The organism is Kitasatospora sp. NPDC088861 (assembly GCF_044750105.1).
Lineage (GTDB): Bacteria > Actinomycetota > Actinomycetes > Streptomycetales > Streptomycetaceae > Kitasatospora.
Genome location: NZ_JBIVJF010000006.1, coordinates 264,685 through 288,236, shown reverse-complemented (window position 1 = coordinate 288,236; position 23,552 = coordinate 264,685). Strand labels below are relative to the sequence as shown.

20 protein-coding genes are annotated in these 23,552 nt (G+C 72.8%); 14 read left to right on the top strand and 6 right to left on the bottom strand.

Translation table 11 applies throughout. The annotated features are described in order from the left end of the window. Positions 1 to 71 precede the first annotated feature (71 nt). Together ACIP37_RS14560 and ACIP37_RS14555 are read right to left on the bottom strand one after the other, a co-directional pair. Entirely contained in the window at positions 72 to 2,129 is a 2,058-nt protein-coding gene (locus ACIP37_RS14560) for a glycoside hydrolase (protein ID WP_363586915.1), read from the bottom strand. A gap of 215 nt (positions 2,130 to 2,344) precedes the next feature. Next, on the bottom strand, positions 2,345 to 3,091 hold the full coding sequence (locus ACIP37_RS14555; RefSeq protein ID WP_400843931.1) for a tRNA-dependent cyclodipeptide synthase: 747 nt from the start codon (positions 3,089 to 3,091) through the stop codon (positions 2,345 to 2,347). 455 nt (positions 3,092 to 3,546) lie between these two features. On the opposite strand from ACIP37_RS14555, the gene ACIP37_RS14550 reads away from it, so the two are divergent. The 9 genes from ACIP37_RS14550 to ACIP37_RS14510 all read left to right on the top strand — a co-directional run bounded on the left by ACIP37_RS14550 (position 3,547) and on the right by ACIP37_RS14510 (position 14,568). After that, positions 3,547 to 4,515, top strand: coding sequence for a sensor domain-containing protein (locus ACIP37_RS14550; RefSeq protein WP_400843928.1), 969 nt, complete (start codon positions 3,547 to 3,549; stop codon positions 4,513 to 4,515). Between the two features lie 59 nt (positions 4,516 to 4,574). Next, positions 4,575 to 6,452 carry a DNA/RNA non-specific endonuclease gene (locus ACIP37_RS14545; RefSeq protein ID WP_400806623.1) on the top strand — a complete coding sequence of 626 codons (1,878 nt, stop codon included), beginning with the start codon at positions 4,575 to 4,577 and terminating at the stop codon, positions 6,450 to 6,452. A 52-nt stretch (positions 6,453 to 6,504) separates the two neighbouring features. After that, positions 6,505 to 7,566 (top strand): hypothetical protein, encoded by a 1,062-nt coding sequence (locus ACIP37_RS14540; protein ID WP_400806626.1) that lies wholly within the window; start codon positions 6,505 to 6,507, stop codon positions 7,564 to 7,566. 230 nt (positions 7,567 to 7,796) lie between these two features. Further along, complete coding sequence (locus tag ACIP37_RS14535; protein ID WP_363586919.1) at positions 7,797 to 8,060, top strand: hypothetical protein; 264 nt, start codon at positions 7,797 to 7,799, stop codon at positions 8,058 to 8,060. Positions 8,061 to 8,130: 70 nt separating this feature from the next. Next, positions 8,131 to 9,576: an NADP-dependent phosphogluconate dehydrogenase gene (gene gndA / locus ACIP37_RS14530; RefSeq protein WP_400806629.1), complete on the top strand. Its 1,446-nt coding sequence runs from the start codon at positions 8,131 to 8,133 to the stop codon at positions 9,574 to 9,576. A gap of 125 nt (positions 9,577 to 9,701) precedes the next feature. Continuing rightward, positions 9,702 to 11,489 (top strand): amidohydrolase, encoded by a 1,788-nt coding sequence (locus ACIP37_RS14525; RefSeq protein ID WP_400843925.1) that lies wholly within the window; start codon positions 9,702 to 9,704, stop codon positions 11,487 to 11,489. Between the two features lie 114 nt (positions 11,490 to 11,603). Then, entirely contained in the window at positions 11,604 to 12,344 is a 741-nt protein-coding gene (locus ACIP37_RS14520) for an SDR family oxidoreductase (RefSeq protein ID WP_363586922.1), read from the top strand. A 230-nt stretch (positions 12,345 to 12,574) separates the two neighbouring features. Next, entirely contained in the window at positions 12,575 to 13,138 is a 564-nt protein-coding gene (locus ACIP37_RS14515; protein WP_363586923.1) for a hypothetical protein, read from the top strand. A gap of 767 nt (positions 13,139 to 13,905) precedes the next feature. After that, a complete protein-coding gene (locus ACIP37_RS14510; RefSeq protein WP_400806636.1) occupies positions 13,906 to 14,568 on the top strand; it encodes a hypothetical protein in 663 nt (220 codons plus the stop codon). Positions 14,569 to 14,996: 428 nt separating this feature from the next. Here the strand turns inward: ACIP37_RS14510 and ACIP37_RS14505 are convergent, their stop codons facing one another. Continuing rightward, entirely contained in the window at positions 14,997 to 16,385 is a 1,389-nt protein-coding gene (locus ACIP37_RS14505) for an NAD(P)/FAD-dependent oxidoreductase (protein ID WP_363627665.1), read from the bottom strand. Positions 16,386 to 16,851: 466 nt separating this feature from the next. Here ACIP37_RS14505 and ACIP37_RS14500 point away from each other — a divergent pair, with 466 nt between their 5' ends. Genes ACIP37_RS14500 through ACIP37_RS14490 form a run of 3 tightly spaced genes read left to right on the top strand, consistent with a single transcriptional unit; the run spans position 16,852 to position 19,953 of the window. Further along, positions 16,852 to 17,640 carry a class I SAM-dependent methyltransferase gene (locus ACIP37_RS14500; protein WP_400843922.1) on the top strand — a complete coding sequence of 263 codons (789 nt, stop codon included), beginning with the start codon at positions 16,852 to 16,854 and terminating at the stop codon, positions 17,638 to 17,640. Then, complete coding sequence (locus ACIP37_RS14495) at positions 17,637 to 18,650, top strand: terpene synthase family protein (RefSeq protein ID WP_400806641.1); 1,014 nt, start codon at positions 17,637 to 17,639, stop codon at positions 18,648 to 18,650. Before ACIP37_RS14500 ends, ACIP37_RS14495 begins: the two co-directional genes overlap by 4 nt. After that, a complete protein-coding gene (locus tag ACIP37_RS14490; protein ID WP_400806643.1) occupies positions 18,634 to 19,953 on the top strand; it encodes a cytochrome P450 in 1,320 nt (439 codons plus the stop codon). Before ACIP37_RS14495 ends, ACIP37_RS14490 begins: the two co-directional genes overlap by 17 nt. A 57-nt stretch (positions 19,954 to 20,010) precedes the next feature. Here the strand turns inward: ACIP37_RS14490 and ACIP37_RS14485 are convergent, their stop codons facing one another. Both ACIP37_RS14485 and ACIP37_RS14480 read right to left on the bottom strand, forming a co-directional pair. Next, positions 20,011 to 20,661: a dihydrofolate reductase family protein gene (locus ACIP37_RS14485; RefSeq protein ID WP_363627668.1), complete on the bottom strand. Its 651-nt coding sequence runs from the start codon at positions 20,659 to 20,661 to the stop codon at positions 20,011 to 20,013. Positions 20,662 to 20,782: 121 nt separating this feature from the next. Then, on the bottom strand, positions 20,783 to 21,595 hold the full coding sequence (locus ACIP37_RS14480) for an EamA family transporter (protein WP_363586946.1): 813 nt from the start codon (positions 21,593 to 21,595) through the stop codon (positions 20,783 to 20,785). Positions 21,596 to 21,733: 138 nt separating this feature from the next. Here ACIP37_RS14480 and ACIP37_RS14475 point away from each other — a divergent pair, with 138 nt between their 5' ends. After that, positions 21,734 to 22,639: a LysR family transcriptional regulator gene (locus ACIP37_RS14475; RefSeq protein ID WP_363586930.1), complete on the top strand. Its 906-nt coding sequence runs from the start codon at positions 21,734 to 21,736 to the stop codon at positions 22,637 to 22,639. Between the two features lie 58 nt (positions 22,640 to 22,697). Here the strand turns inward: ACIP37_RS14475 and ACIP37_RS14470 are convergent, their stop codons facing one another. Further along, positions 22,698 to 23,318, bottom strand: a complete 621-nt coding sequence (locus tag ACIP37_RS14470; protein ID WP_400843919.1) for a hypothetical protein — start codon at positions 23,316 to 23,318, stop codon at positions 22,698 to 22,700. On the opposite strand from ACIP37_RS14470, the gene ACIP37_RS14465 reads away from it, so the two are divergent. After that, positions 23,317 to 23,547: a hypothetical protein gene (locus ACIP37_RS14465; RefSeq protein WP_363586949.1), complete on the top strand. Its 231-nt coding sequence runs from the start codon at positions 23,317 to 23,319 to the stop codon at positions 23,545 to 23,547. The two genes, ACIP37_RS14470 and ACIP37_RS14465, sit on opposite strands and share 2 nt — an antisense overlap. Positions 23,548 to 23,552 lie beyond the last annotated feature (5 nt).

Genomic DNA, 23,552 nt, shown 5'->3' with positions numbered 1-23,552 from the left:
CGTCAGGCAGTCAGGCAGTCAGGCAGTCAGGTCCTCAGCTGGTCAGCTCCTCAGCTCGTCAGCCACGGTCGTCAGGAGACCACGTCAGCCGGGCAGAGCCGCTGGGTGCCCGGGCGTCCACGCACGGTGGCGTCCACGCAGCCGCCCGGCAGGCCGTCGTGGACGGTGGTGCCGAAGTTGGCGGTGACGGTCAGCGTGCCGTCGCCGAAGACGGTCCGCTGCACCAGGTGGTCGCCGGTCAGCCAGCGGAAGGAGGTCAGCTGCTGGGCGCCGGCCGCCTGGTGCAGCGGCGCGAAGTACTGCTGCAGGGCGGCCAGTTCCCGAAGGTTCTGCCCGTCGTGCGGGTCCTTGTCGCTGAGCACGAAGTTGAGCGGGGTGTTGTCGAGCATCGCCAGCAGCGCACGCGTGGTCTTCTGCTCCGGCAGCTTGCTGAAGGGCAGTTCCCAGCGTTCGACGTTGACCAGCGAACCGTGCAGCGCCGTCTCGTACAGCGGCACCCGGTACCGCGGGTCGTACATCGCCTTCAGGGCGGCGGCCACCCGGGCCTGGTGCTCGGGCTTGAAGTCCGTGGTGCGCACCGGCTTGAAGAAGGTGGCGGCGGCCTGTTCCGGGGCGTAGCCGCCCCAGGCGCCGTCGTCCTTGGGGTCCTGCGGCCCGTTGTCGAAGTGCCCGGACTCCATCGCCCACAGCCGCCCGTCCACCGGGGTGCCCGAGCCGTGGTCGAAGGCCAGCACCTGGTTGGCCCAGGAGCCGGCGGACTCCGAGCCCAGGACCAGCGGGGCGGGCCGGCCCGTGGACGCGTCGTACGAGCCGTCCGTCAGGCGCCGCATCCGGGCGAGCCGGTTGGCGCGGTCCTCGTCCATGGTCATCGCGTGGCCGGGGTCGAAGTCCTGGAAGAGCTCGCCCGCCGCGTCCACGTCGAGGAAGTAGCTGTCGGCCCCGTTGGCGACCAGCGAGCGGGTGCGGTCCGCGAGGTAGTGCTGCTGCGGCTCGGCCTGCTCGAACGCCTGCGAGCTGAGGTAGCAGCCCTTCTTGTGGAAGCCGGGTTGCGGTGTTCCGTCGGCCCTGAGGACGCAGAACCGGGGGTAGACGTCGTCCGGCCAGACGGAGTTGGGGGACGAGTCGTCCGTCTTCTGCTGGCCGTTGGCGAAGGAGTCGTACGGCCCGACCAGGTAGCCGGCGGCCTCGGCGGCCTTGACGTCCTCGCCCGTCATCGGCGAGTCGTCGGAGTCGTAGCCGAGCCAGAGCCGGGAGACGCCCAGTTCCTTGAGCCGGTCGAGGTAGGCGGGCCGGCGGGCGCCGCCCCAGGCGTAGGCGTGGAAGGCCCCGAGCAGCTTCGCGGTCTGCGGGTTCTGCTTGATCTTCTCGCTCAGGCTGCCCAACTGCCCGTGCTCCGAAAGCCAGTTGCGGTAGTCCACGGCCGGGGCCACCGGGGAGCCGTCGGTGAGGGAGAAGGCCACGGTGTACGCGCCGGTGCCGTTCCCGGCGGAGAATCCGTGCTCGGCCGTGGCCCGCAGCCGCCCGTCCTGGGAGGCGAACGTCAGCGACGTGCCGATGTCGGTGGGGACGATGTAGCTGACGCCGGCCCGGCCGGAGCGGAGCGTGTAGCCCCACATCGGCATGGACAGCTGCGAGCTCAGCTCCTGCTCCTCGCCGACCAGCGCCCCGTCGGAGGAGTTCCAGAACGGGTCGTCGACGGGAACGGACAGCCCCTCGCCGCGCGGGAGCTGGACCTCGGCGGCGGCCGGATCGGTGGCGGTCACCGGCCACCGCACCGAGGTGTCGCCGCCGCTCCCGGTGAGGGCGGTCCCGGTGAGGGTGACCAGCAACCGGCCGTGATCGGCGCGGACTTCGGCCCGCAGGCCCTTCTCCGGATACGACCAGGCGGCGCCGCTCGCCGTCCTGACCGGGGCGCTCGCCCTGCCCAGCCCCTGGGCGGCCGGAGCGGACAGCAGGACCACCCGCCCGTCCTCGGTCCGGGCCTCGGCCCGCAGCGTGGCCGCGTCGATGGTGGCGGTGCCGCCGCGCACCGGCACGTCGACGCGCCCGTCATGGACCCGCACCCGCATCGGCGAGGCGGAGCTGCCGGTGGCGCTCGCCACGGTTGCGGACACCAGCGCGGTGGCCATGGCGAGGACGAGAACGGCGCGCGGAACGTGTCGGCGGGCGGGGCCCGCAAGGGATGACGTATGAGTACCGGTGTGCATGACACAGTGATACGGAGGACTCCTAAGAAGTCCTTAAGAACCGACCATTGACCACCGGTCATGCTGACGCGGCACCCGAGCTTGAACCTGCCGGTCCTGCGGTCCGGCAGAGCGCTCGGTGGGGCGAGGGACGGCCGTCAACGCCTCCGCAGATCGAGCGAGACGACGGTCAGCCGACGCAGTTCCTCCGGGGCGTCCGGGTGCCTCCCGTCGGTGACCTCCGAAAGGGTGCCGAACGAACCGGGGTAGACCATGACAGAAAGGCCTTCCTGGACAAGACACGCGAATATTGCGGACTCCTCCAGAAAGTACTGTGCGGACATTTCGACCCGCCTCTCCAGGTCGGCCTCGGCAAGTTGGCCGGAATTCCTGGTGTGGAAGCTCCGCCCGAACGCGTCCACGGACTCCCGGAAGTTCCGGTCGGCCCGGTGGTAGTCGGTGAGGCTTCGATGGTGCTTTGCGTAGGAATCCCACCGCTGTACTTCGGAGCAGCGCAGGAACGTGAATTCGGTCTGCTCGCGTTCGGCCGCGAACAGGGCCCGGGTGTCGGCGATGAAGCGGTCGCCCAGGGCCAGCGCCCGGGAGAGCTCCTCGTCCTCCGGCAGGCCCCGGGTGGACGCCAGGGTGATCCGGTGGATGCTGTCCCCGACCAGCACCGTGCAGCGGGGGAACCGCCTGGCTATCCAGCGGAGCATCGCGGCGATCTTGCCCGGAGCGAAATTGCCGTTCTCCAGACTGACGCCGAGGAAGCACTGCCCCTGATCCGCCAGTCCGGTCCGCCGGGCCGGAGGGGAGACTGAGTCAACACTCGCCTTGTAGAAGGTTTTCGGTTGATTCTCGGAAATTCCTGATATGCCGACAGGAGTCTGTTCGTAAGGAGGCATGCGAAAACCCCTCCGGGCCATCGAACGAGTGAGCGACGATCGGTACGGGGTCGACGTTAGATTTCGTCTGACTGATCGTCAAATTGCTTCAACTCACCTACGAAACAGGGGCAGTGGGGCATGGGCGTGACAGAGGCCCTGACCTTGACAGACAGCCGATGACAACGGGGACGACCGTCGCGGGGGAGCCGGCGGCCCGTCAGCGCGCGGCTTGTCCGAGGCCGTCGAGGATTCGGCAAACTGGCACTCGCCCTGCCCGACGAATGATGTCCACGGCCGCCGCCGACAGCGCACCACCCACCGGCAGCCCCTGGGAGCTCCGATCCTTCGGCTCTGCGCGGCACGACACGGGTTGATCCAACTTCGGGGCTCTGGGTGTCAGTTCGCGGTTTCGGCGAAATGCTCAGACGGTCCTCAAATCCGACCGGAAGGTCTTGCCCCGCCGCGTCGGATGAGTGACGGTATGTACCGGCTTCGTTTACAGAACGCAACCTGAGTCGCCCGGATGGCGGCGTGTCGTGGGGGAGATCAGCGTGGCCGAAGACGCCGACTACATCATTTCGCCGCCGACGGGCCCGGGCGGTGGTGGCCCGGCAGGCGCTGGGGCCCGTCCTGCTGGGCCGCCTTCGGCATCCGGCGCGGCGCCGTCGCCGTCGCCGTCGCCGTCGCCGCAGTCGCAGTCGCAGTCGCCGGTTCCGCAGCACGCGCCGACGGCAGGCCCGGGCAGGCCCCGGCTCGCTCGGGTACCGCGCCACTGGCAGCTGATCGTGGCCGCGGTCGTGCCCTGCCTCGTCCTGGCCGGCGTCGGGTGGTGGCTCTGGCCGCAGCAGCCGACGAGCCTGCCGCCGCACGTGGCCGCGGGTACGGTCCAAGCGGACCTCGTGAGCCCTGACAGCGTCAGTCGGCTGGCCGGGACGACGCTGGTCGCCGGCCCGCAGTCGAACCGTCCGCACGCCCCGCTCGCCGTGTCGCCGTCGGAATGCGCCGTCGCGGCGGGACCGACGACCCAGTCGGTCTACGGACAGGCGTGGACCGCGTTCCTGTCGGCGACCTACCAGGACGCGGGGGCCACGGGTGCCTACACCGTGAACCAGGTCATCGGCGTGTTCCCGGACAGCGAGAAGACCGGCGCGGCCTTCCAGGCGCTCACCGACGGTCTCACCAAGTGCCCGTCCTCGACGGTCACCGACCAGGCAGGTCGTACCGCGAAGTGGGCCTACACGGCCCACCCTCCCACCGAGGTCGCCGTGGCGTGGACGGCGGCGCAGGACGGCGCACAGGACGGCGGCGCGCAGTGGGCCTGCCACCACCAGGCGCGGGTGAAGGGCACGAGTCTGGTCCAGGTCGCCGTCTGCCAGGCGGGCGACGGCCAGCCGACCACCGCGAAGCTCGCCGACGAGCTCACCGAGAAGGTGAGCGGATGACCGCGTCCCCGTACGGCCCGGCCGCTCGCGGCCGGCGAACCGTACGGACGACTGTGCGGATGACCGTACGGACGACCGTACGGCGATTCGTTCTCCTGGCGCTGGCGGCCGTGCTGGTGCCGGTCGTCGGCGCGGGAGCGCCCGCGTTCGCGGCCACCGGCGCTGCGGCCGTCCTGGCCCAGTCGGGCGGCGTCGCCCTCCTGGTCCCGTCCGGGGACGTCGCGGCCGCCTCGGCGCAGCTCATCCGGGAGGTCGAGGACTTCAACCGGCAGGAGGCGGAGATCGCGCAGCAGGAGAAGGCCGTGGTCGCCGAGGCGGAACAGATCACCAAGGATGCCGCAGCCCTGCGCAACGACACCGCGGCGTTCGAGAGCAAGGCCGCCGCCGCGAAGCAGAAGGCCGGCAGCTTCGGGACGCGCGCGGCGGCCCTGGCCTCCAGGATCGATGCCCACAACAACAAGCCGCACACCTTCGAACTGCCCGCGCAGGCCGCCGCGTCCAGCGCGTACGACGCCGAGGCGAGCGAACTGAGGACCGAACAGGCGCAGCTCCAGGCCGAGAAGGGCAGCCTGGAGAACGAGCAGTCCCAGCTCGGGCAGGAGGAGTCCAAGCTCAGTTCCAGGCAGTCCCAGCTCAGCGCCGCCGCCAAGGCCCAGGAGGCGAAGGCCAAGGAGCTCCAGGCCAAGGAGCAGCAGCTCCAGCCCCGGGCCCAGCAGTTGCTCCAGCAGATGGCCCAGGCCACCCAGAGCCTCGCCGACAATCCACCGGACCCGGCGGCGGCGATGGACCAGGGCGGTGACGCGGCCGCCCCTCCACAGCACCGCGCTCACGCCCCGTCCCAGAGCCAGAACCGGAGCCAGAACCAGGGTCAGAGTCAGAGCCAGTCCCAGAGCCGGAGGCGGGGGGTCGACACCGTCGACACGGCCGACGCCGCCGGCACCGCCGACAGCCCGTACCAGCAGCCGCGAACCTCCGCCCTGAAGGCCTACGCGAAACAGGCCGGCACCACCGTCGACATGCGCCCGGGCACGGCGTACCTGCTGCCCGAGGCCGTCGGGCAGCTTCCCGCCGCACAGGCGGCGCAGCTCGGCAGCCCGTCCATCGCCTACGACGGGCTGGTCCGCAAGCCCGACGGGAACTACACGGCCCTCCAGGTGCAGATGCCGGGGGCTGCCGCGGCCCCCGCCCTGGAGGTCTTCAGAACCGCCATGGACCGCCGGGGCCGGCTCGTCGCGTACAAGGCCGGCGTGAAACTCGTCATCGACGAGATCAAGACCGTCCAGCCGGCGCCGGAGCCCCCGGAGACCGGCCCCGGGAGCCCGTCGCCCTCTCCTTCCGGCAAGGCCGCCTGCCTGACCCAACCCCGGGGCAGGCCGAGCGGCAGCGGATGGATCCTCAACACCGAGCAGCCCGTGCCCAGTCGCAACCGGACCGCGGGCCCGAGCCCCTCCGGCTCCCGGGCCCCCGCGCCGGCCACCAGGGCCGGCAAGGCGGAGGCCTGCCTGACGAACCCCCTGGTCAAGGGGGACGAGGCCGGCGGCGACATCACGGGCTGGGAGGACGCGAACGCGCAATCCCCCGGCGGCGGCCTCGCCCGCTGCCACCTGATCGCCAACGTCCTCGGGGGAAGGGGCAGTCACAAGGAGGACTGGATCAACCTCGTCCCGTGCTACCAGCTCGGGATGAACATCAAGGGGATCAGCATGAGGATGTTCGAGGCCAGGGTCCAGAAGGAGGTGAACGCGCTGTCCGCGGACGGGGACGCCGCCGTGTACTACGTGGTGACGCCCCTCTACCGGGACGACGGCAGCACGATCCCGTGGGGCGCGAGCATGAGCGCCACGGTTCAGCTGCCCGATGGCGCGTCATGGCCCGTCTTCAACGAGCAGACCCTCCTGAACGTCCCCGGGGACGGCGGGCCCAGTCTGGGGAACTGAGACCGGGAGACCGGGACAGGGGAACCGAGACCGGTACGGCTGGGAGGCCGGAATGACCCGCACCACCCCGCCGAGGCCGGATGACATCGTGGCGGCCTTCCCACGGCTGGCCCCGCTGGCCCGGACGGCGACCCGGCTGCACCCGCGGCCCGGATCGCCGTCCCCGCGGGAGAGCTCGGTCGGAGGTCCGCTGCTGTGGCCCGCCGCCGAGCCGTGGCCGCACTGCGAGGGCACGCACCGGGTGCCGGCCGTGCTGCCGGCGACCTCCCCGGCGGATGTCCGGCTGTTGCGCGAGATCCGGGCGGCCGCCCGGTCCCGGCCACCGGGCGCCCGCGCCTACACCCCGCAGGAGCGCGCCGTGCTGGCTCGGGCCGGCGCCGGCCGCCAGTGCCCGCCGTGGCCGGTCGCGATGCTGGCCGTGGCCCAGCTGTACGTCCGCGAGGTGCCCGACCTGCGTCCGCCCGAAGGCGCGGACCTGCTCCAGGTGCTGTGGTGCCCCTTCGACCACCCCTTCGACCACCCCTTCGACCGCCCCTGGGGGAACATGCCGAGGACCGAGCTGTTCTGGCGGTCCGCCACCGCGGTCGGCGAGGTCCTCACCGCGCCTCCGCAGCCGCCCGCGATCCAGTACGAGGACTACCTGCCGCAGCCGTGCCTGGTCTCCCCCGAGCAGGTCACCGAGTACCCGCTGGCGGTGGAGCTCGACCCGGACCTGCGCGCGCAGGTCCGGGCGTGGAGCGCGCGGCGGAAGACCGGCGCGGAGCCGGACAGCGCCTACGACGGGGCGGAGGACGGCTACTACGACCGGGAGTTGTCCGTCGCCCCCGGTTGGAAGGCCGGCGGCTGGGCTCCCTGGAGCTTCACCGATCCCGCTCCGCAGTACTGCCGCGCCTGCGGCTGCCGGATGGACCCGATGCTGACCATCGCCACGAAGGAGCACCGCGCAGACGTCCACAGCTGGATCCCGTACGAGGACCGGGCCGCCGCGAACCGGGACGCCGTCCACCCCGATCCGGCGGCACCGACCATGATCACCGTCGGCGACGGGTACAACCAGCAGATCTACGCGTGCCCGGCGGCCCCGGACCACCCGCACGCCGCACTGCTGCAGTAGCCGGCCGGAGCCGCCGCGCTGCGCCCGGGCCGACGCCCCGCGACCCGAACGGAGTATGCCGCGCCCGGAAACTCGGCAGCGCCCGCCGCAGGCGACGGGCAGCGGGAACGGCCGCGCCGGTGCGTGGACGTCGAGCGGCTGGTGGGGCGGTCGCGGACGCGGATCGGCAGAATCGAGGCGTGGGGGCGGCCCCGGCTGCGCCGCAGGCGGCTACGTGAGAGGACCATGCCATGCCCGACTTCCACCCGAAGCACGATCATCTGATCGTCAAGCCGATCGGGGTTCCGACCCCGCAGGACCCGGAGACGTGGACGGGCGAGGTGGTGGCGGTGGGGCCCGGCCGACAGCTGGGGAGCGGCAAGCCGCACCCGGTGGACGTCAAGGTCGGCGAGAAGATCCTCTTCAACAGGCTCTCCGGTTCGGAGATCCGGGTGGAGGGCGAGGAGTACGTCGAGCTTCCCGAGGACGAGATCCTCGCGCTCTCCGCCGAGTAGTCCCGACAGCCCCGACAGCCCCGAGTCGCTGTACCACCGTGCCCCCGAGACCCCCTTGGAGATTCCCGCCATGACCGAGCAGGCACCGGCCCGGATCGGCGTCACCGGATTGGCCGTGATGGGCCGCAACCTGGCCAGGAACTTCGCCCGCCACGGCTATCGGGTGGCCGTGCACAACCGCACGCTGGCGCGGACCACGGCGCTGCTGGAGGAGTTCGGGCACGAGGGCGAGTTCGTGGCCGCCGAGACCACGGAGAAGTTCGTCGCGGCCCTGGAACGCCCCCGCCTGATCGTGATCATGGTCAAGGCCGGGGCGCCGACCGACGCGGTCATCGACGAGCTGGTGCCGCTGCTCGACGAGGGCGACGTGGTGGTGGACGGCGGGAACGCGCACTTCCTCGACACCAGGAGGCGGGAGGCGGCCCTGCGCCAACGCGGCCTGCACTTCGTGGGCAGCGGCATCTCCGGCGGCGAGCAGGGCGCCCTGGAGGGGCCGAGCATCATGCCCGGCGGCACCCCGGAGGCCTACCGGGTCCTGGGACCGCTGCTGGAGGACATCGCGGCCAAGGTCGACGGCAAGCCCTGCTGCACCCACGTCGGACCGGACGGCGCCGGCCACTTCGTCAAGATGGTCCACAACGGCATCGAGTACGCCGACATGCAGCTCATCGCCGAGGCGTACGACCTGCTGCGGCACGGCGCCGGACTGCAACCCGACGCGATCGCCGAGGTCTTCCGGACCTGGAACGGCGGGCGCCTGGAGTCCTACCTGATCGAGATCACCGCCGAGATCCTCGCCCACACCGATGCGGCGACCGGGAAGCCCTTCGTCGACATCGTGCTGGACCAGGCCGAGCAGAAGGGCACCGGCCGCTGGACGGTGCAGAGCGCGCTGGAGCTCGGCGTGCCCGTCAGCGGGATCGCCGAGGCGGTCTTCGCCCGGGCGCTGTCCGGCAGCGTGCCGCTCCGGCAGGCCGGCCGGGGGCTGCCCGGCCCCACCGAGACCTGGCTCGACAGCGCGGCGGCGGACCGGTTCGCGGAGGACGTCGAGCAGGCGCTGTACGCCTCCAAGATGGTGGCCTACGCCCAGGGCTTCAACCAGATCCAGGCCGGCAGCGCGGAGTACTCCTGGCAGATCGACCCCGGTGAGATGGCCGCGATCTGGCGCGGCGGCTGCATCATCAGGGCCCGGTTCCTGGACCGGATCAGGGCCGCGTACGAGGCCGACCGGGAGCGTCCCACGCTGCTGACCGACGCGCACTTCCGGGAGGCGCTCGGCTCCGCGCAGTCGGCCTGGCGGCGGGTCGTCTCGACGGCGGCCCAACTGGGGGTGCCCGCCCCCGGCTTCGCGACCGCGCTCGCCTACTACGACGGCCTGCGGGCGGAGCGCCTCCCGGCCGCACTCGTGCAGGGACAGCGGGACTTCTTCGGCGCGCACACCTACCACCGTGTCGACCGGGAGGGGACCTTCCACACCCGTTGGGAGCTGGAGAGACGCCCGGAGGAACAGCGCTGAGACACCTGAGACACCCGCAACCACCGTGCGGGAGCGACATACGGACAGACCGGCGCCACAGAAGGTGATTCCGCGGTCACCATGGGTAGGAGCGTGGCGCAAACCCCTACCTCCAGGAGACCCGCATGGCCCAGCAGGCCGACCTCATCCTCCACGGCGGCGAGATCGTCACCGTCGCCGAGAGCACCGGAAGCACCGCGAGCAGCGAAAGTGACGCCCGGCGCCCCGAGGCCGAGGCCGTGGCCGTGGCCGTGGCCGTGGCCGTGGCCGTGGCCGTGGCCGTCAAGGACGGCACGATCGTCTTCGTCGGCCCCCGGCAGGAGGCGCTGGACCAGTGGCGCGGCCCGCACACCGTCGTACGGGACCTCGAGGGCCGCGCCCTGCTGCCCGGCTTCGTCGACGCGCACGGGCACCTCGGCGGCATCGGCCTCCAGGCCACCATCGCCAACCTGCTGGCCGCGCCGGACGGCGACGTCACCGGGCTCGACTCGCTGAAGGACAAGCTGCGCGACTGGGCCGGGAGCACGGTGGGCGCGGACTCCGAGTGGATCGTCGGGTTCGGGTACGACGACGCGATGCTCGCCGAGGGCCGCCACCCCACCCGCGACGACCTCGACGAGGTGTCCACGGACCGCCCGGTGCTCGCCATCCACCAGTCCTTCCACCTCGGCGCGGTGAACAGCCTCGGCCTGGAACGGCTCGGCTACTCGGCCGCCACGCCCGACCCCGAGGGCGGGGTGATCCGGCGGCGCGAACTCGCCGTCCCGCCCGCGCACGGCGAGCCCGACGGGGTCCTGGAGGAGAAGGCGTTCACCCCGGCTTCGGACCTGGCGCTCGCGGGGCTGCCGGAACGGGCACAGCTGATGCTGTTCATCACCGGCGCCGCCACGGCGGCGAGCTTCGGCTTCACCACCGTCCAGGAGGGCGGCACCACCCTCGCCAACCTCAAGGCGCTGCGGGACACGGCCGCCGCCGTGCCGTTCGCGGTCGACGTGGTCGCGTACGTGAAGGCCGGCGAGGCGACCTCCTCCGCACTGGACGACCCGATCGGGGTGAGCGACGAGTACGTGGACGGCGTCCGCGCGGCCGGGGTGAAGCTGGTGCTGGACGGCTCGCCGCAGGGCCGCACGGCGTGGCTCACCGCGCCGTACCTGACGCCGCCGGCCGGTCAGCCCGAGGACTACTGCGGGTACCCGGCGGAGCGGGACGACGCGGTGGTGGCCAAGCAGGTCAGCACGGCGGTCGAGCGGGGCTGGCAGGTCCTGGCGCACGTCAACGGCGACGCGGCGATCGACCAGTTCCTCCGGGCGGTCGAGGCGGCCGGGCCGGGCCGGCGCCCGACCGTGGCCATCCACGCGCAGACCGCCCGCGAGGACCAGGTCGAGGCGTTCGCCCGGCTGGGGATCGTGCCGTCCTTCTTCTCCATGCACACCTACTACTGGGGCGACTGGTACCGCGGGACCGTCCTCGGCGAGGAGCGGGCGGCCGCCATCTCCCCCGCCCGCTGGGCGCTCGACCGCGGCCTGCGCTACACCTCGCACCACGACGCGCCGGTGGCGCTGCCCGACTCGATCGCCGTGCTGTCCAGCCAGGTGACCCGGCGCACCCGAACCGACGGGGTCGTCCTCGGACCGGAGCAGCGGGTGTCGGCCCTGGAGGCGGTCCGCGCGATCACCCTCGACGCCGCCCACCAGTACGGCGAGCAGGACCGCAAGGGCAGCATCGAGGTCGGCAAGCTCGCGGACCTGGTGATCCTCAGTGCCAATCCGCTGACGGTCGACCCGGAGGCGATCCGCGACATCGAGGTCGTCGAGACGATCAAGGCCGGAACGACCGTCCACCCGCCGGCACCCGCCGCCCGGGCCTCCGCGACCCCGGCCACCGCGCCCACCCCGCAGTGGGGCTGCTGCTGAGCGTCCGGAGCCGGGCCGGGGAGCTTCCGACACACGCATTCCGACACGAGACGAGGGCGTAGAGCAATGGTGTCAACCACGCAGCAGGGACGGTTCGCAGGCAAGGCGGCCGTCGTGACCGGTGGGAGCCGCGGGATCGGCGCGGCCGTCGCCCGGCGGTTGGCGGGCGAGGGCGCGGCCGTGGCGATCGGCTACCGGGGCAACCAGGAGGCCGCGGACGCACTGGTGGCCGAACTCGCCGCCGCGGGCGGCCGGGCGATCGCCGTCCGGGCCGACGTCGCGGAGCCGGAGCAGATCGCGGCGCTGATCGAGCGGACGGTGGCCGAGTTCGGGCAGTTGGACGTGGTCGCCTCCTGCGCGGGCATCGAGTACTTCGGCGCACTGGAGACCATCACGCCGGCCGACTTCGACCGGGTCTTCGCGGTGAACACGCGCGGGCAGCTGTTCACCGTGCAGCACGCCGCGCCGCATCTGCGCGAGGGCGGCCGGATCGTGCTGACCTCCTCGGTGAGCGCCGGCAAGGCCGTCTTCCACCACACCTTGTACGCGGCCAGCAAGGCCGCCGTGGAGTCGATGGTCCTGAACCTCTCCGCCGAGCTGGGCACGAGGGGTATCACCGTCAACGCCATCGCCCCGGGCGGGACCGACACGGACATGGCCGCCGAGAGCGCGCCGCACTACGTGCACCCCGACCTGGCCGGCACGCAGGACCTGGCGCGGCTGCTCGGCACGCTGACCGCACTGCGGCGGCTGGCCCGGCCCGAGGAGGTGGCGGCGGGCTACGCCTTCCTCGCCTCCGACGACGCCGCCTACATGACCGGCCGCACCCTCCAACTGGACGGCGGGACGTTCTGAGCGCCCCGCGCGGACCTTCTCCAGGGAACCGGGGCCAACCGACGCGGGCGGGCCGGCGGGGGGTGGCAGGCGGGGGGTCGCAGGCGGGAAGCTGCCGGTGGATCTGCCGATCGGCGGCGCGGCGCGGACCTAACGTTCGGTGCGGCGCCGGACGCAGCGGGGCGGGCGCCGCAGGAATCCCCCGCTGGCTCGTCAACTCCGCTGTCCCCGGAAGGACTTCAAGCCCACCCATGTCCAGACTCCGCTCCCGGGTCGCCGCCCTGGCCGCCCTCGCCACGATCGGGTTCGGCGCCCTCACCACGGGTACCGCCGACGCCGCCCAGGCCGCCGCCCCCGCCGCGGCTCCGACCGCCGTGACCGCCGCGCCGTCCGAGCCCACCCACATCCCGATGAACAGCCTGCTGAACCGCGACCAGGCCTGGTACTCGCCGAACGGCCACATCATGCTGGCCATGCAGGGCGACGGCAACGTCGTCCTGTACCGCGACACCACCCCGATCTGGGTCGCCAAGGGCGCCGTCCCCAACGGCAACGTCCTGGTCATGCAGGGCGACGGCAACCTCGTCGTGTACTCCGCCGCCAACGCCCCGCTGTGGGCCAGCAACACCGGCGGCAACCCCGGCGCCGAACTGGCCGTCTACAACGAGGGCGCGATCGCCGTCCAGCTGAACGGCAAGATCCTGTGGACCAGCGCCCCGTCGACGCCGACCCTGCCCAAGTGCCCGCCGTGGGGCCCGCCCTACCCGGGCCAGGTCACCTGGCCGTGGTGCCCGACCTGGCCCTTCCCGAGCTGACCCCCACCCCGGACGGTCACGCGACCGGCCCGTGCCCCCGCCGCCCGAACGGCGGCAGGGGCGCGGGCCGGTGCCGTGACGGTTGACCGGCGTACCGGCCGGCGGCCGTCCGCGCCTACGCGTCGGGCCCGTGGATGTCCTGGAGCGCGAGCCGCAGCAGCACGTGGTCGGCGACGGAGCGCCAGCCGCTGTCGACGGTCAGCGAGTGCGCACGGTCGGGGAAGTGTTGAGGTCGCTCGTCGCCGTCGAGTCGTCGTACAGCTTGTACACCGAGCGGGTGACACTGTCGGGCACCATGCGGTCCTCCTGGCCGGAGATGAGCAGCAGGGCGCCCGCCGTGCGTTCCCGGTGTCCACCCTCCGGCGCGGGTGTGCCGCGCCGTCCGCACAACGCGTGCAGTCAGGCACCGTGGATGAGGACGACGGGGGTTCGGGTCACGGAACAGTCCCTCCGCGGGGCGTCGGTGGGTACCCGGCACAGGTGTGTGCGGGAGCGGAAGGGACCAGGGTCGTCCATCGGTGCCCACGGCGGAAACAGTCGAATGACGTAACGTCACCGAACAATGTCCCCGACCATGTCGCCGACCGTGCGATGCCCTGTCGGCGCCGCCCCGCCGTGTCGGCGCTCCCTGCCCGCCCGTCGGGGATGGTCGGGAATGGTACTGCACGGCCCCGGGGGAATGCCGCACACTGCCGGCACCCTCCTCCACGGAAGCTCCGGCGTGGGTACCATGCGCAACGTCATCCATTACTAGGGAGTGAACGGTTGTGACCAGCCAACCAGCCAGCACGCTCCGTACGCGGCTCGTCGATCAGGCCGCATCGGATCTGGAAGAGAACCGTCGGCGTCAGCAGGAACTGGCCGAGGAGGCCAGGATGCTGAAGCAGGAGGAAGCCCTCCTGGTCGACATCCTCCGCCTCGCCGAACGGTACGAGGGCCTGTCGGAGCCCGCGCCCCTGCCCGAGCAGGCACAGGACGAGCCCGTGCTCACCGGGGCGAAGCGACGCCGGGCGTCCGCTTCGGCCCCCGCCCGCACACCCGCGCCGCGCTCGCCGCGCTCGGCACGGACGGGAAAGACCGGGAAGACGGGGAAGAGCGGGGCCACGGCGCGGACGGCGCGGACGGTGCGGACGGGGAAGCCGGCACAGGCCGCCGCGGCCGGGACGTCGCGGCAACCCCTGCTCGGAGAGCTCCTGTTGTCCCTGCTCAGCGGTCACGACGAACCGCGCCTGGCGAAGGAGCTGCGGGAGGAACTGCTGGCGAAGCACCCGGACCGCGCCCCCACCCCGCAGGTCGTGCGCAACACCCTGGAGTCGCTCGTGGCCAAGGGGAACATCCAGCGCCACAAGCAGCAGCGGTCCGTGCTGTACACCCTCGCCGAGTCCGGCCGGCACGCGCTCGCGGCGCAGGAGGACGCTCAACGGCCTTGACCTCAACTGCCGTTGAGTACGGGAGGCCCCCGATCCCGGGCTTCTCCTCGCTCGGCGCCCAGGGACGCGTACGTGTGTCCAACGGCCTCGCGTATGACAGTCATGTGTCTCGCCGATGCGGTCACGTGACTGTCATACGTGTGAGAGAGCCGGCCGGATGTCGCTCCATCCGTGCCTCCGGGGCGGGCGCTCTCCGCCGCCCCGTCCTCATCGCGGACCGGCCGTCGCCACCCCCTCGCGCCGGAGCGGACGCTGCCAGCCCGTCGCCCGTGCCGTCTCGGACGCGGCAGGGGCATGCTCCTCCAGCCTGTTCAGGGCGTCCCTGAGGGCGACCCACGTCGTGATGCCCGGCTTGGGGAAGACGCGGTACAGGTGGGCGCTGACGGTACGCGGGGATGCCGCCCGCCGGGGAAAGGGCGTTGGTCGCCTCAGGTCGCGAGGGGCAGGTCCAGGACCCGGCGCGCGGCGCGTTCGCCGGTGGCGAGCGCGGCGTTGGTGGTGCTGTAGGCGAAGTGGTCCCCGGCCAGTTGGACGGGGGAGGCCGGATCCAGGCTCGCGGTGAAGGCGGCGAGGTCCCGGTACCCGCCGGCCGGGCGGGCGAGGACCGCGTTCTCCCAGCGCTGGACGACGGCCATCTCCCGGTGGTCGTCGATGTGGGCGGCCAGACCCGGCATCACCTCGCCCACGGCCGCGCGGGCGTCGGCGATCACCGTGTCGTCGTCGAGGGCCATCCGGGCGGCGTTCCAGTGGTGCCGGAAGACCAGGGTGACCAGGCCCCGGCCGGCGGGGGCCCGGCCGGGGCCGAGGTTGTGCTCGTACAGCGCGACGCACAGGTCCGGGTGCTCCCGGCGCGGCACGGCGACGCCCAGGGCCGTCTCGGCGGGAGGCCGACGCAGCCCGAAGGTGACGTGGACGTCGCTGGTGTACCGGACCCCGTCGAGGTAGCGGCGCTGGTCGTCGTCGAGGGTGGTGACGATCCGGGCCGCGACCGGGGCGGGCACGGCCACGACGCAGGCGCGGGCCCGCTCCGTCCGGACCTCGCCGTCCCGCTCCCACACCACCACGGCGCCGCCCCCGTTCCCGTCCCGGCGGACCTCGGTCACGTGGGCGCCCAGTTCGACACGGGTGCCCGGGGCGCGCATCACGGGGGTGTCGAGGAGGTGTCCGGGGAGGCTCCCGACGCCGCCGTCGAAGGTGAAGCTCGCGGCCCCGAACGTGCCCCACATGATGCAGAAGGCGCCGACGGCGGCGACCTCCTCGGCGGGTACGAGGAACTGGGTGCTGCACAGGGGCTCGATCAGGTAGTCCAGGAGCTCCCGGTCGAGCCTGCGCAGGGCGTGCTCCCGAGCGCTCTCCCCGTCGATCCCGGCGGCGCCGGACATGTCCTCCCAGCGCAGCCGGCGGCGGGCGGCCGCCAGGTCGCGCAGCAGGTTCAGCGCCTTGAACTTGGCGCGCCACCCGAGCAGTCCGGTCCGCAGGAGTCCCGAGGCCTGGACGAGTGAGAGCCGGTGCACCCGGCCCTCGCGCAGCACGCCCAGCTCGTCCGAACACGGGAGCATGCGCGTGGCGAGCCCCGCGTCCTCCAACAGTCGGATCATGGGCGCGTAATTGCGGGAAAGCCAGCTCGCGCCGCGGTCGACGCGATATCGGACGTCTCCGACCGGCACTTCGCGGGTGGACATCCGGCCTCCGACGTGGTCCTCCTTTTCGAACAGAGTGACGTCGCAACCGGCCTGGCGCAGCCGAAAAGCGGCGGCCGCTCCCGCGATTCCGGATCCGACCACGATCACGCGGTCCTCACGGTCCTTTTCGGCCATGTGGCGCCTCCTCGGACATCCCGGTTCCCCGGGTTTCTTTTCGCGTGGGCAGAAACACTCTGGGACGACGCGGAGTTGTCCGTCAACCCCACCGGACCTCCTGCGGCACGACCACCATGGCGCTCCTGCCAGCACCTTGACGCCCCGTTGACACCCGTGGACACCGGTGTTGAGATCGATGCGAATCGAGGGCGGCGGCGGTGCGCCGCCGTCACCGTCGCCGTGTTCACGGCCTCCCACGCCAGAAACCGCGAGAAACCGCGAGAAGCCACAAGAAGCCGCGAGAAGCGAAGCACGAAATCCGGTGCGCCGCACCGAACGGACTGGCGTGTCGCCAGGGGGCGGTACAACGGCACTGATCCAATCGGCGAGGAAAAGGAGGTACCGCATGCGGAAGGAACCGCCGACGGAACGCGAACTCCCGGCGTACGGGGACGAAGTCCTCGCCTTCGCCCACCCCGCGCAAATGGAACGTCTGAACGCCCTGGCCGATTTGTGCGATCCCGCGACGACCGGCGATCTGGCGCGTTGGGAATTACCGGCCGGGGCCCGTTGTCTGGAAATCGGGGCGGGGGCCGGGACCTTGGCCCTGTGGCTCGCCCGCCGTCACCCCGAGGGCGAGGTGACGGCCACCGACACGGACCTCCGCTTCCTCGCGGGCCCGCGCCACCCGGCCCTGCGGGTGCTGCGACACGACGTGCGCACCGAAGGGTTCCCGCCCGACACCTTCGACCTCATCGTCGCCCGCAGTGTCCTGTGCCACCTGCCCGATCGTGCCTCGTTGCCGGGGCGCATGGCGTCCTGGCTGAAGCCGGGCGGCCGCCTGTACATCGAGGACCCCTCGTTCTTCCCCTCCGCCTCCTCCCCCGATCCGGTCGTGCGGCGCCTCGGGGCCGCCGTCACCACCACCCTGGCCACGACGCTCGGCAGCGACGTGGCGGCCTGGGCCCGGTCGTTCCCCGCCCCGCTGCGGGGGCTGGGACTCGGCGAGGTGGGGATGCGGGTCCACTGCCCGACGCTGACGGCGACCAACGCGGCGGGGCGGGCCTGGGCGCTCTCGATCGCCGATCTCCTGCCCGCGATGGCACGCTCCGGCGCCCTCGGGGAGGCGGAAGGCGCCGAGGCGCTGGCCCACCTGCGCCGCCCCGGGTTCGTCGACACGGCGCACGCGATGATCGCCATGTGGGGCGTTCGCCCGGCGCGACGCCAGCCGGAACGACAAATGGCGCGACAACCGAAGGCGGGGGCTGCATGACGATCGACGTGCTCAAGGGCTCCGCGATCCGGGACGTCCCGGCCCGCCACGGCGACCACGCCGGGACCGCCGACGCGCAGACCCTGCGGTGGGTGGAGGCCGCCGGCCTCTGCGAGACGTCGGCGGAGCTGCGCAACCTCGCGCGGATCCGTCCCGGGCTGTTGGCGGCGTGGTGCCATCCGCGGGCCGACCGGTCGGACAGCGCCCTGGTGGCGATGTGGATGGCCTGGCTGTTCCTCCTCGACGACCGGATCGACGAGGGCGACCTGGGGCGTGACGCCGATCGCCTGGAGGAACACCTGCACGAGCCGCTCGGCATCGTCTCGTACGGGTCGGTTCCCACCTCGCCCATGGGGCGGGCCCTCGCGGAGATCGTCGAGCGGGCCTCGGACGCCATGCCCGACGCCTGGGTCCTGAGGTTCCGTCGTCACGTGGCCGACTACCTGTCCGGCTGCGTCTGGCAGGCCGCCCACCGGCAGGCCGGCCACGTCCCGTACCCGGACGGGTTTCCCGCCTGGCGCCGGGCCTTCGGAGCGATCATGCCCTCGTTCGACCTCGTCGAGCGAACGGACGGCTGCTTCCTGCCCCCGTCCCTGTACTACTCCCGCCCCTTCCAGGAACTCCTCGTCGCGGCGGCGGACCTGGTGTGCTGGACCAACGACCTGATGACCGTGGACAAGGAGGCCGCCCAGGGCGACCCCCACAACCTGGTGCTCGTCACCGCCCACCACGGCGGCATGGACCGGCACGCCGCCACCCTCCTCGTGACGGACGCCTTCGAGGACCGCCTGCGCGCCCACGCCCGGGCCCGCCGCGAACTCACCGGCCTCGCCCGCGCGCTCGCCACGCCACCCGCCCTCCGGCGGCAGGCCGACCACTGCGCCGAGGCGCTCCTCGACTGGGCCCGGGGCCACCTGGAATGGGGCCTGAGCACGCCCCGGTACCGCACCGGAACGACAACAACCGCGCCTGCGCCCACGGGAGAGGACCACCATGCCGACACCCCCTGACCCCACCGGCCGCCGCCCGGCCCGGGTGCCGGGCGCCGTCCCGCTCCTCGGGCACGCGATCCGGCTGGCCAGAGCGCCCCTGGCCTTCCTCGACGCCCAACGCCGCTACGGGGACGTGGTCGAGTTCCGCATCGGCCCCCGGCCCGCCTACCTCCTCAACCACCCCGACCTCGTCATGGCCCTGCTGACCGGACCCGGGGGACGCTTCGACCGCGGCGAGATCTTCACCAAGTCCCGCCCCCTGTTCGGAACCGGCATCGCCGTGGCCGACGGCACCCACCACCGGGACCGCCGCCGCGTCGTCCAACCCCTGCTGAGCGCCGCCCGCCTGCCCGGATACCTCGACACCATGGCCGAACTCGCCACCGCCCGGGCCGACTCGTGGCACCACGGCCAACGGATCGACCTCAACGCCGAGATGGCCGAACTGACCCTGAACGTGGTCGCCGCGACCCTCTTCGGCCGTCCGCTCCCCGCCGGCGCCGCCTCCGTCGTCCACCACGCCCTGCCGGTCGTCGTGGCCGGACTGGGCCGCAGGGCCTACGGGCCCGCCGCCGCGTTCCTCGACCGGCTGCCCGGCCCGGAGCGGCGCAGCTACCACACCGCCCTGAACGACCTCCACGGCGTCGTCGACGCCCTCATCGACGCGGACCCGCACAACGCCGCCCTGACGCACCTGTCGGTCGGCGCCGACCGGCGGCAGGTCCACGACGACGTGACCTCCCTGCTGGTCGGCGGCTCCCACACCAGCGGCGCGGCCGCCGCCTGGCTGTTCATCCTCCTCGCCCGCCACCCCGAGCTCCGCCGCCGGGTCCGCGGGGAGGTCCGCCGGGTCGTCGGCGACCGCCCCGTCGAGCCGGCGGACCTCCCCGCGCTCGTGCTCACCCACCGCGTCGTCCAGGAGACCCTCCGGCTCTACCCGCCGATCTGGCTGTTCCCCCGCCGTACGGGCAGTGCGGTGGAACTGGGTGGCCACCGACTCCCGCCCGGGGCCCAGATCTTCTACAGCCCCTACGCCCTGCACCGGGACCCGCGCTGGTACCGCAACCCGGGCGCGTTCGACCCCGACCGCTGGGACCCGCAACGGCACCCCGCTCCCCCGCGCGGCGCCTACCTGCCCTTCGCCGCCGGTGTGCACGGCTGCCCCGGCGGCGACTTCGCCCTGGCGGAGCTCACCCTCCTGACGGCGGCGGTCACGGCCGCCTGGCACGTGGACCCGGTCCCGGGCAGCCGCCCCCGCCCGATGGCGGCGGCCACCCTCGGCCCCGCGCCCCTCACCGCGACCGTGACCGCTCACTCCTGAACCCGCCCCTGAGCGGCTGGTCACCCGGCCGTCGACCTCCCCGCGCGGGCCCTCACGTCACCTCCGCCAGAACAGGTGGTGCGCCACCCCGCTCGGGCTGGGCACCACCTCCAGGTGGAACCGGTCCAGCAGCTCGTCGGGGGACTCCCAGAGCCGTAGCCCGGGGCCGAGTTCCACCGGCGACACCGCCACGTGCAGGGTGTCGACGAGGTCGGCGGCGAGGAACTGCCGGATGGTGCCGACCCCGCCACCGAGCCGGACGTCCTTGCCCTCCGCGGCCTCCCGCGCCCGGGCCAGGACCGTGGCCGGCTCGCCGTCGACGAAGTGGAACGTGGTGTCGGAGAGCGTGAACGACGGACGCTCGTGGTGGGTCATGACGAACACCGGGGTGTGGAACGGGGGTTCGTCACCCCACCAGCCGCGCCACTCGTCGTCCTGCCAGGGCCCGCGCTGGGGCCCGAACTTGTTGCGGCCCATGATCTCGGCACCGATGTTGCGCGCGAAGTCCCGCGTGAAGTAGTCGTCGAGGCCCCGGCTCCCCCCGGGAGCCGTCCGCATGGGCCAGCTCGCCGTGGCCCCGGCCCAGGCGAACAGCTTCTCGGGATGGTCATGGCCGAACGGCCGCTCGAAGCTCTGGTGCTCACCGGCACCGGCACCGACGCCGTCGCTGGAGACGTTGAAGTTCATGACTCTGAGCAGTTGGTCCACGTGTTCCCTCGTCAGGTCTCGTCGTCGCGTCACCGTGCGGCGAGGCGCCGCACATCATGACGTCGCAGCGGACGCGGCCGAATCGACATCGGCCCGAAACTTCTTCTCGGGGTCCTGCTCATCACTCGGGGTTGGTGGGGGCGGTGGTGACGGCGACCGCGTTCGCTCCGACGATCACCAGCATGGCGAGCCAGGCCGCCGCGCCGAGGTGCTGGCCGAGCACGACGAGGCCGATCAGCGCGGCGAAGACCGGGTTGACGCTCATGAACACGCCGAAGAACTGCGTGGGCACCCGCCGCAGCGCCAGCAGATCGGCCAGGAAGGGCACGGCCGAGGACAGCACGCCGGCGGCCAGCGCGCAGGCCAGGGCGGCGGCGGTCGGGGGACGGAGCCACAGCACCACGATCCCGACGGGAAGGTAGAGCACCCCCGAGAGCGCGGCGGCGGCGGCCGAGCCCTCCAGCCCGGGCAGGCGGCGGCCGACGACACGGTTGAGCAGGATGTAGCCGGCCCAGCACACCGCCGCGAGCAGGGCCAGGGCGATGCCCGGGTAGTCGGTGGACGGCGAGGGCCGGGCCAGGACGACCACCGCGGCCGCGGCGGCCACCGCGCACAGGGCGTCGAGGCGCCGGCGCGAGCCGATCAGGGCCACCGCGAGCGGACCGAGGAACTCCAGGGTGACGGCCAGCCCGAGCCCGATGCGGTCGATGGCCGTGTAGAGGGACAGGTTCATCACGGCGAACACCACCGCGAGCCCGAGGACCGGACGCCACTGCGCCGCCGTGAACGACCGCGGCCGCGGCCTGCCGACCGCCCACAGCACCCCGGCGGCCACCCACTGACGGACGGCCACCACACCCGCGGGGCCGATCACCGGGAAGGCGAGCGCCGCCATCGACGCTCCGGCCTGGTTGGACAGGCCGGAGCCCAGCATCAGCGCCACCCCGGCCAGGCGCCCGTCACCCCGGGCGGTAGCGGCGTCGTGAGAACTCTTCAGCACCATGCCCTCCACAGTGGAGCCGACGTAGTCATACGCAAAATGCATTCACCGGCCCATTGATACGCTGGGCGTATGGATGAGCGACGACGAAGTCCCGCCGATCTGGAACTGAAGCACCTGCGCTGCCTGGTCGCCATCATCGACACCGGCAGCTTCACCGACGCCGGCCCCGAGCTGGGCATCTCCCAGGCCGCCGTCTCCCGCAACCTGCACGCCCTGGAACAGTTCCTCGGGGTGCGGCTGCTGCACCGCACCAGCCGCACGATCGCGCCCACGCCGGCCGGCGTGCGGGTCCTCGCCCGCGCCCGCGTCCTGCTCGCCGGCGCCGACGACCTGGTCGAGGAAGCGACCGCCGGCCACGCCCGGCTCCACCTCGGCCACGCCTGGTCCGCCTTCGGCCGCCACACCACCGACTTCCAGCGCCGCTGGCACGAGCGCCACCCCGAGGTCGAGCTGCGCCTCGTCCGCCACAACTCCCCCACCGGCGGGCTGGCCGAAGGCATGTGCGACCTCGCCGTCGTCCGCGCCCCGCTCGACCTGAAGCCCTGGTCACACGCCCTGGTCGGCCACGAACACCGCATCGTCGCACTCGCCTCCGACGACCCGTGGGCCCGCCGGCGCAGCATCCGCCTCGACGAGATCCCCGCCCGCACCCTCGCCATCGACCGCCGAACCGGCACCACCGCCCTGAACCTGTGGCCCGAGGAGCAGCGGCCCGCCGTCATCTACACCCACGACATCGACGACTGGCTCGCCGCCATCGCCACCAGCCGCTGCATCGGCGTCACCCCCCAGGCCACCGCCGCCCAGTACCGCCGCGACGGCATCGTCTACCGCCCCCTGCGCAACGCCGCCCCCGTCCCCGTCCACCTCATCTGGCGCCGCCAGGACCCCCACCCCGCGACCCACGCCGCAGTCGCCCTCGCCATCGACCTCTACCGCGAGAAGCCCGACTCCCCGCCGCCCCCGCGAAAGTGACAGCGGCACCCCAGCAGGGCCGCCTCGCTCTCCCGGGCACACGAGATCCGTGACAGGGCTACGGCAGCGGGCCGAGGTCGCCTTCGATGACGGTCTCCGTGATCAGGGGGCGCTCCCAGAGGGTCAGGAGTTCGTTCGCGAGGGCCATGATCGGGCGCAGGTCGTGATCGCTCGGGGCCTCGATGGCGGCGGCCGACAGGCCGCGCGGGACGGCGCCGGCGTCGAGGAGGCAGCGCCAGTCCTCCGGGGTCAGCTCCAGGAACTCCAGTCCGGTCAGCCGGGCGACCTCCCGGGGGTCGGTGAGCGCCCCGGGGCCGGCGTAGAGGGTGCGGAGCCGGGGCAGCCCGACGAGAGGGTTCAGACTGACCGGTTCGCCGCGCCACCCTCCGAGGGTCAGGACCTCCAGGTCCACGGACGGGGCCGGCCTCGCCCCGGGCACCGGCTCGGGCAGGCGCCGCCACGGCTCGGGCACCGCGCCCTCGACCAGAGTGAGCGCGCCCGGGTGGGCGTTGCCGATGCCCGGGTCGACGGCCGGGCCGTGGTCGAACAGATGGAGCACCGCCTTCCCGCTCGGCGGGATCTCCGCGGCGAAGGCGACATCGCCGATCCCGGCCTCGGTGAGCGCGGCCCGGACGCGGTCGATCGCGTCGTGCGCCTCCTGGTTGTCGGACACCAGCATGGCGCGCCCGGCCTCCGGGAACCGCATCCTCACCGGCACGCTCCACCCCTGCCGGCCGATCAGCCCCGCCACCTCGCCGCCCGGCGCGGCGAGCGCCTGCGCGTGGTCAGCCCGCAGGAGCCGCAGCAGGGGCTCCCAGGTCGCGAAGTCGTACAGCGAGGACGACGAGGGCCGCAAGGACGGCAAGGACGACGACGAGGACAACGGGGGCCTCCAGCAGGTCCGGTGATCACG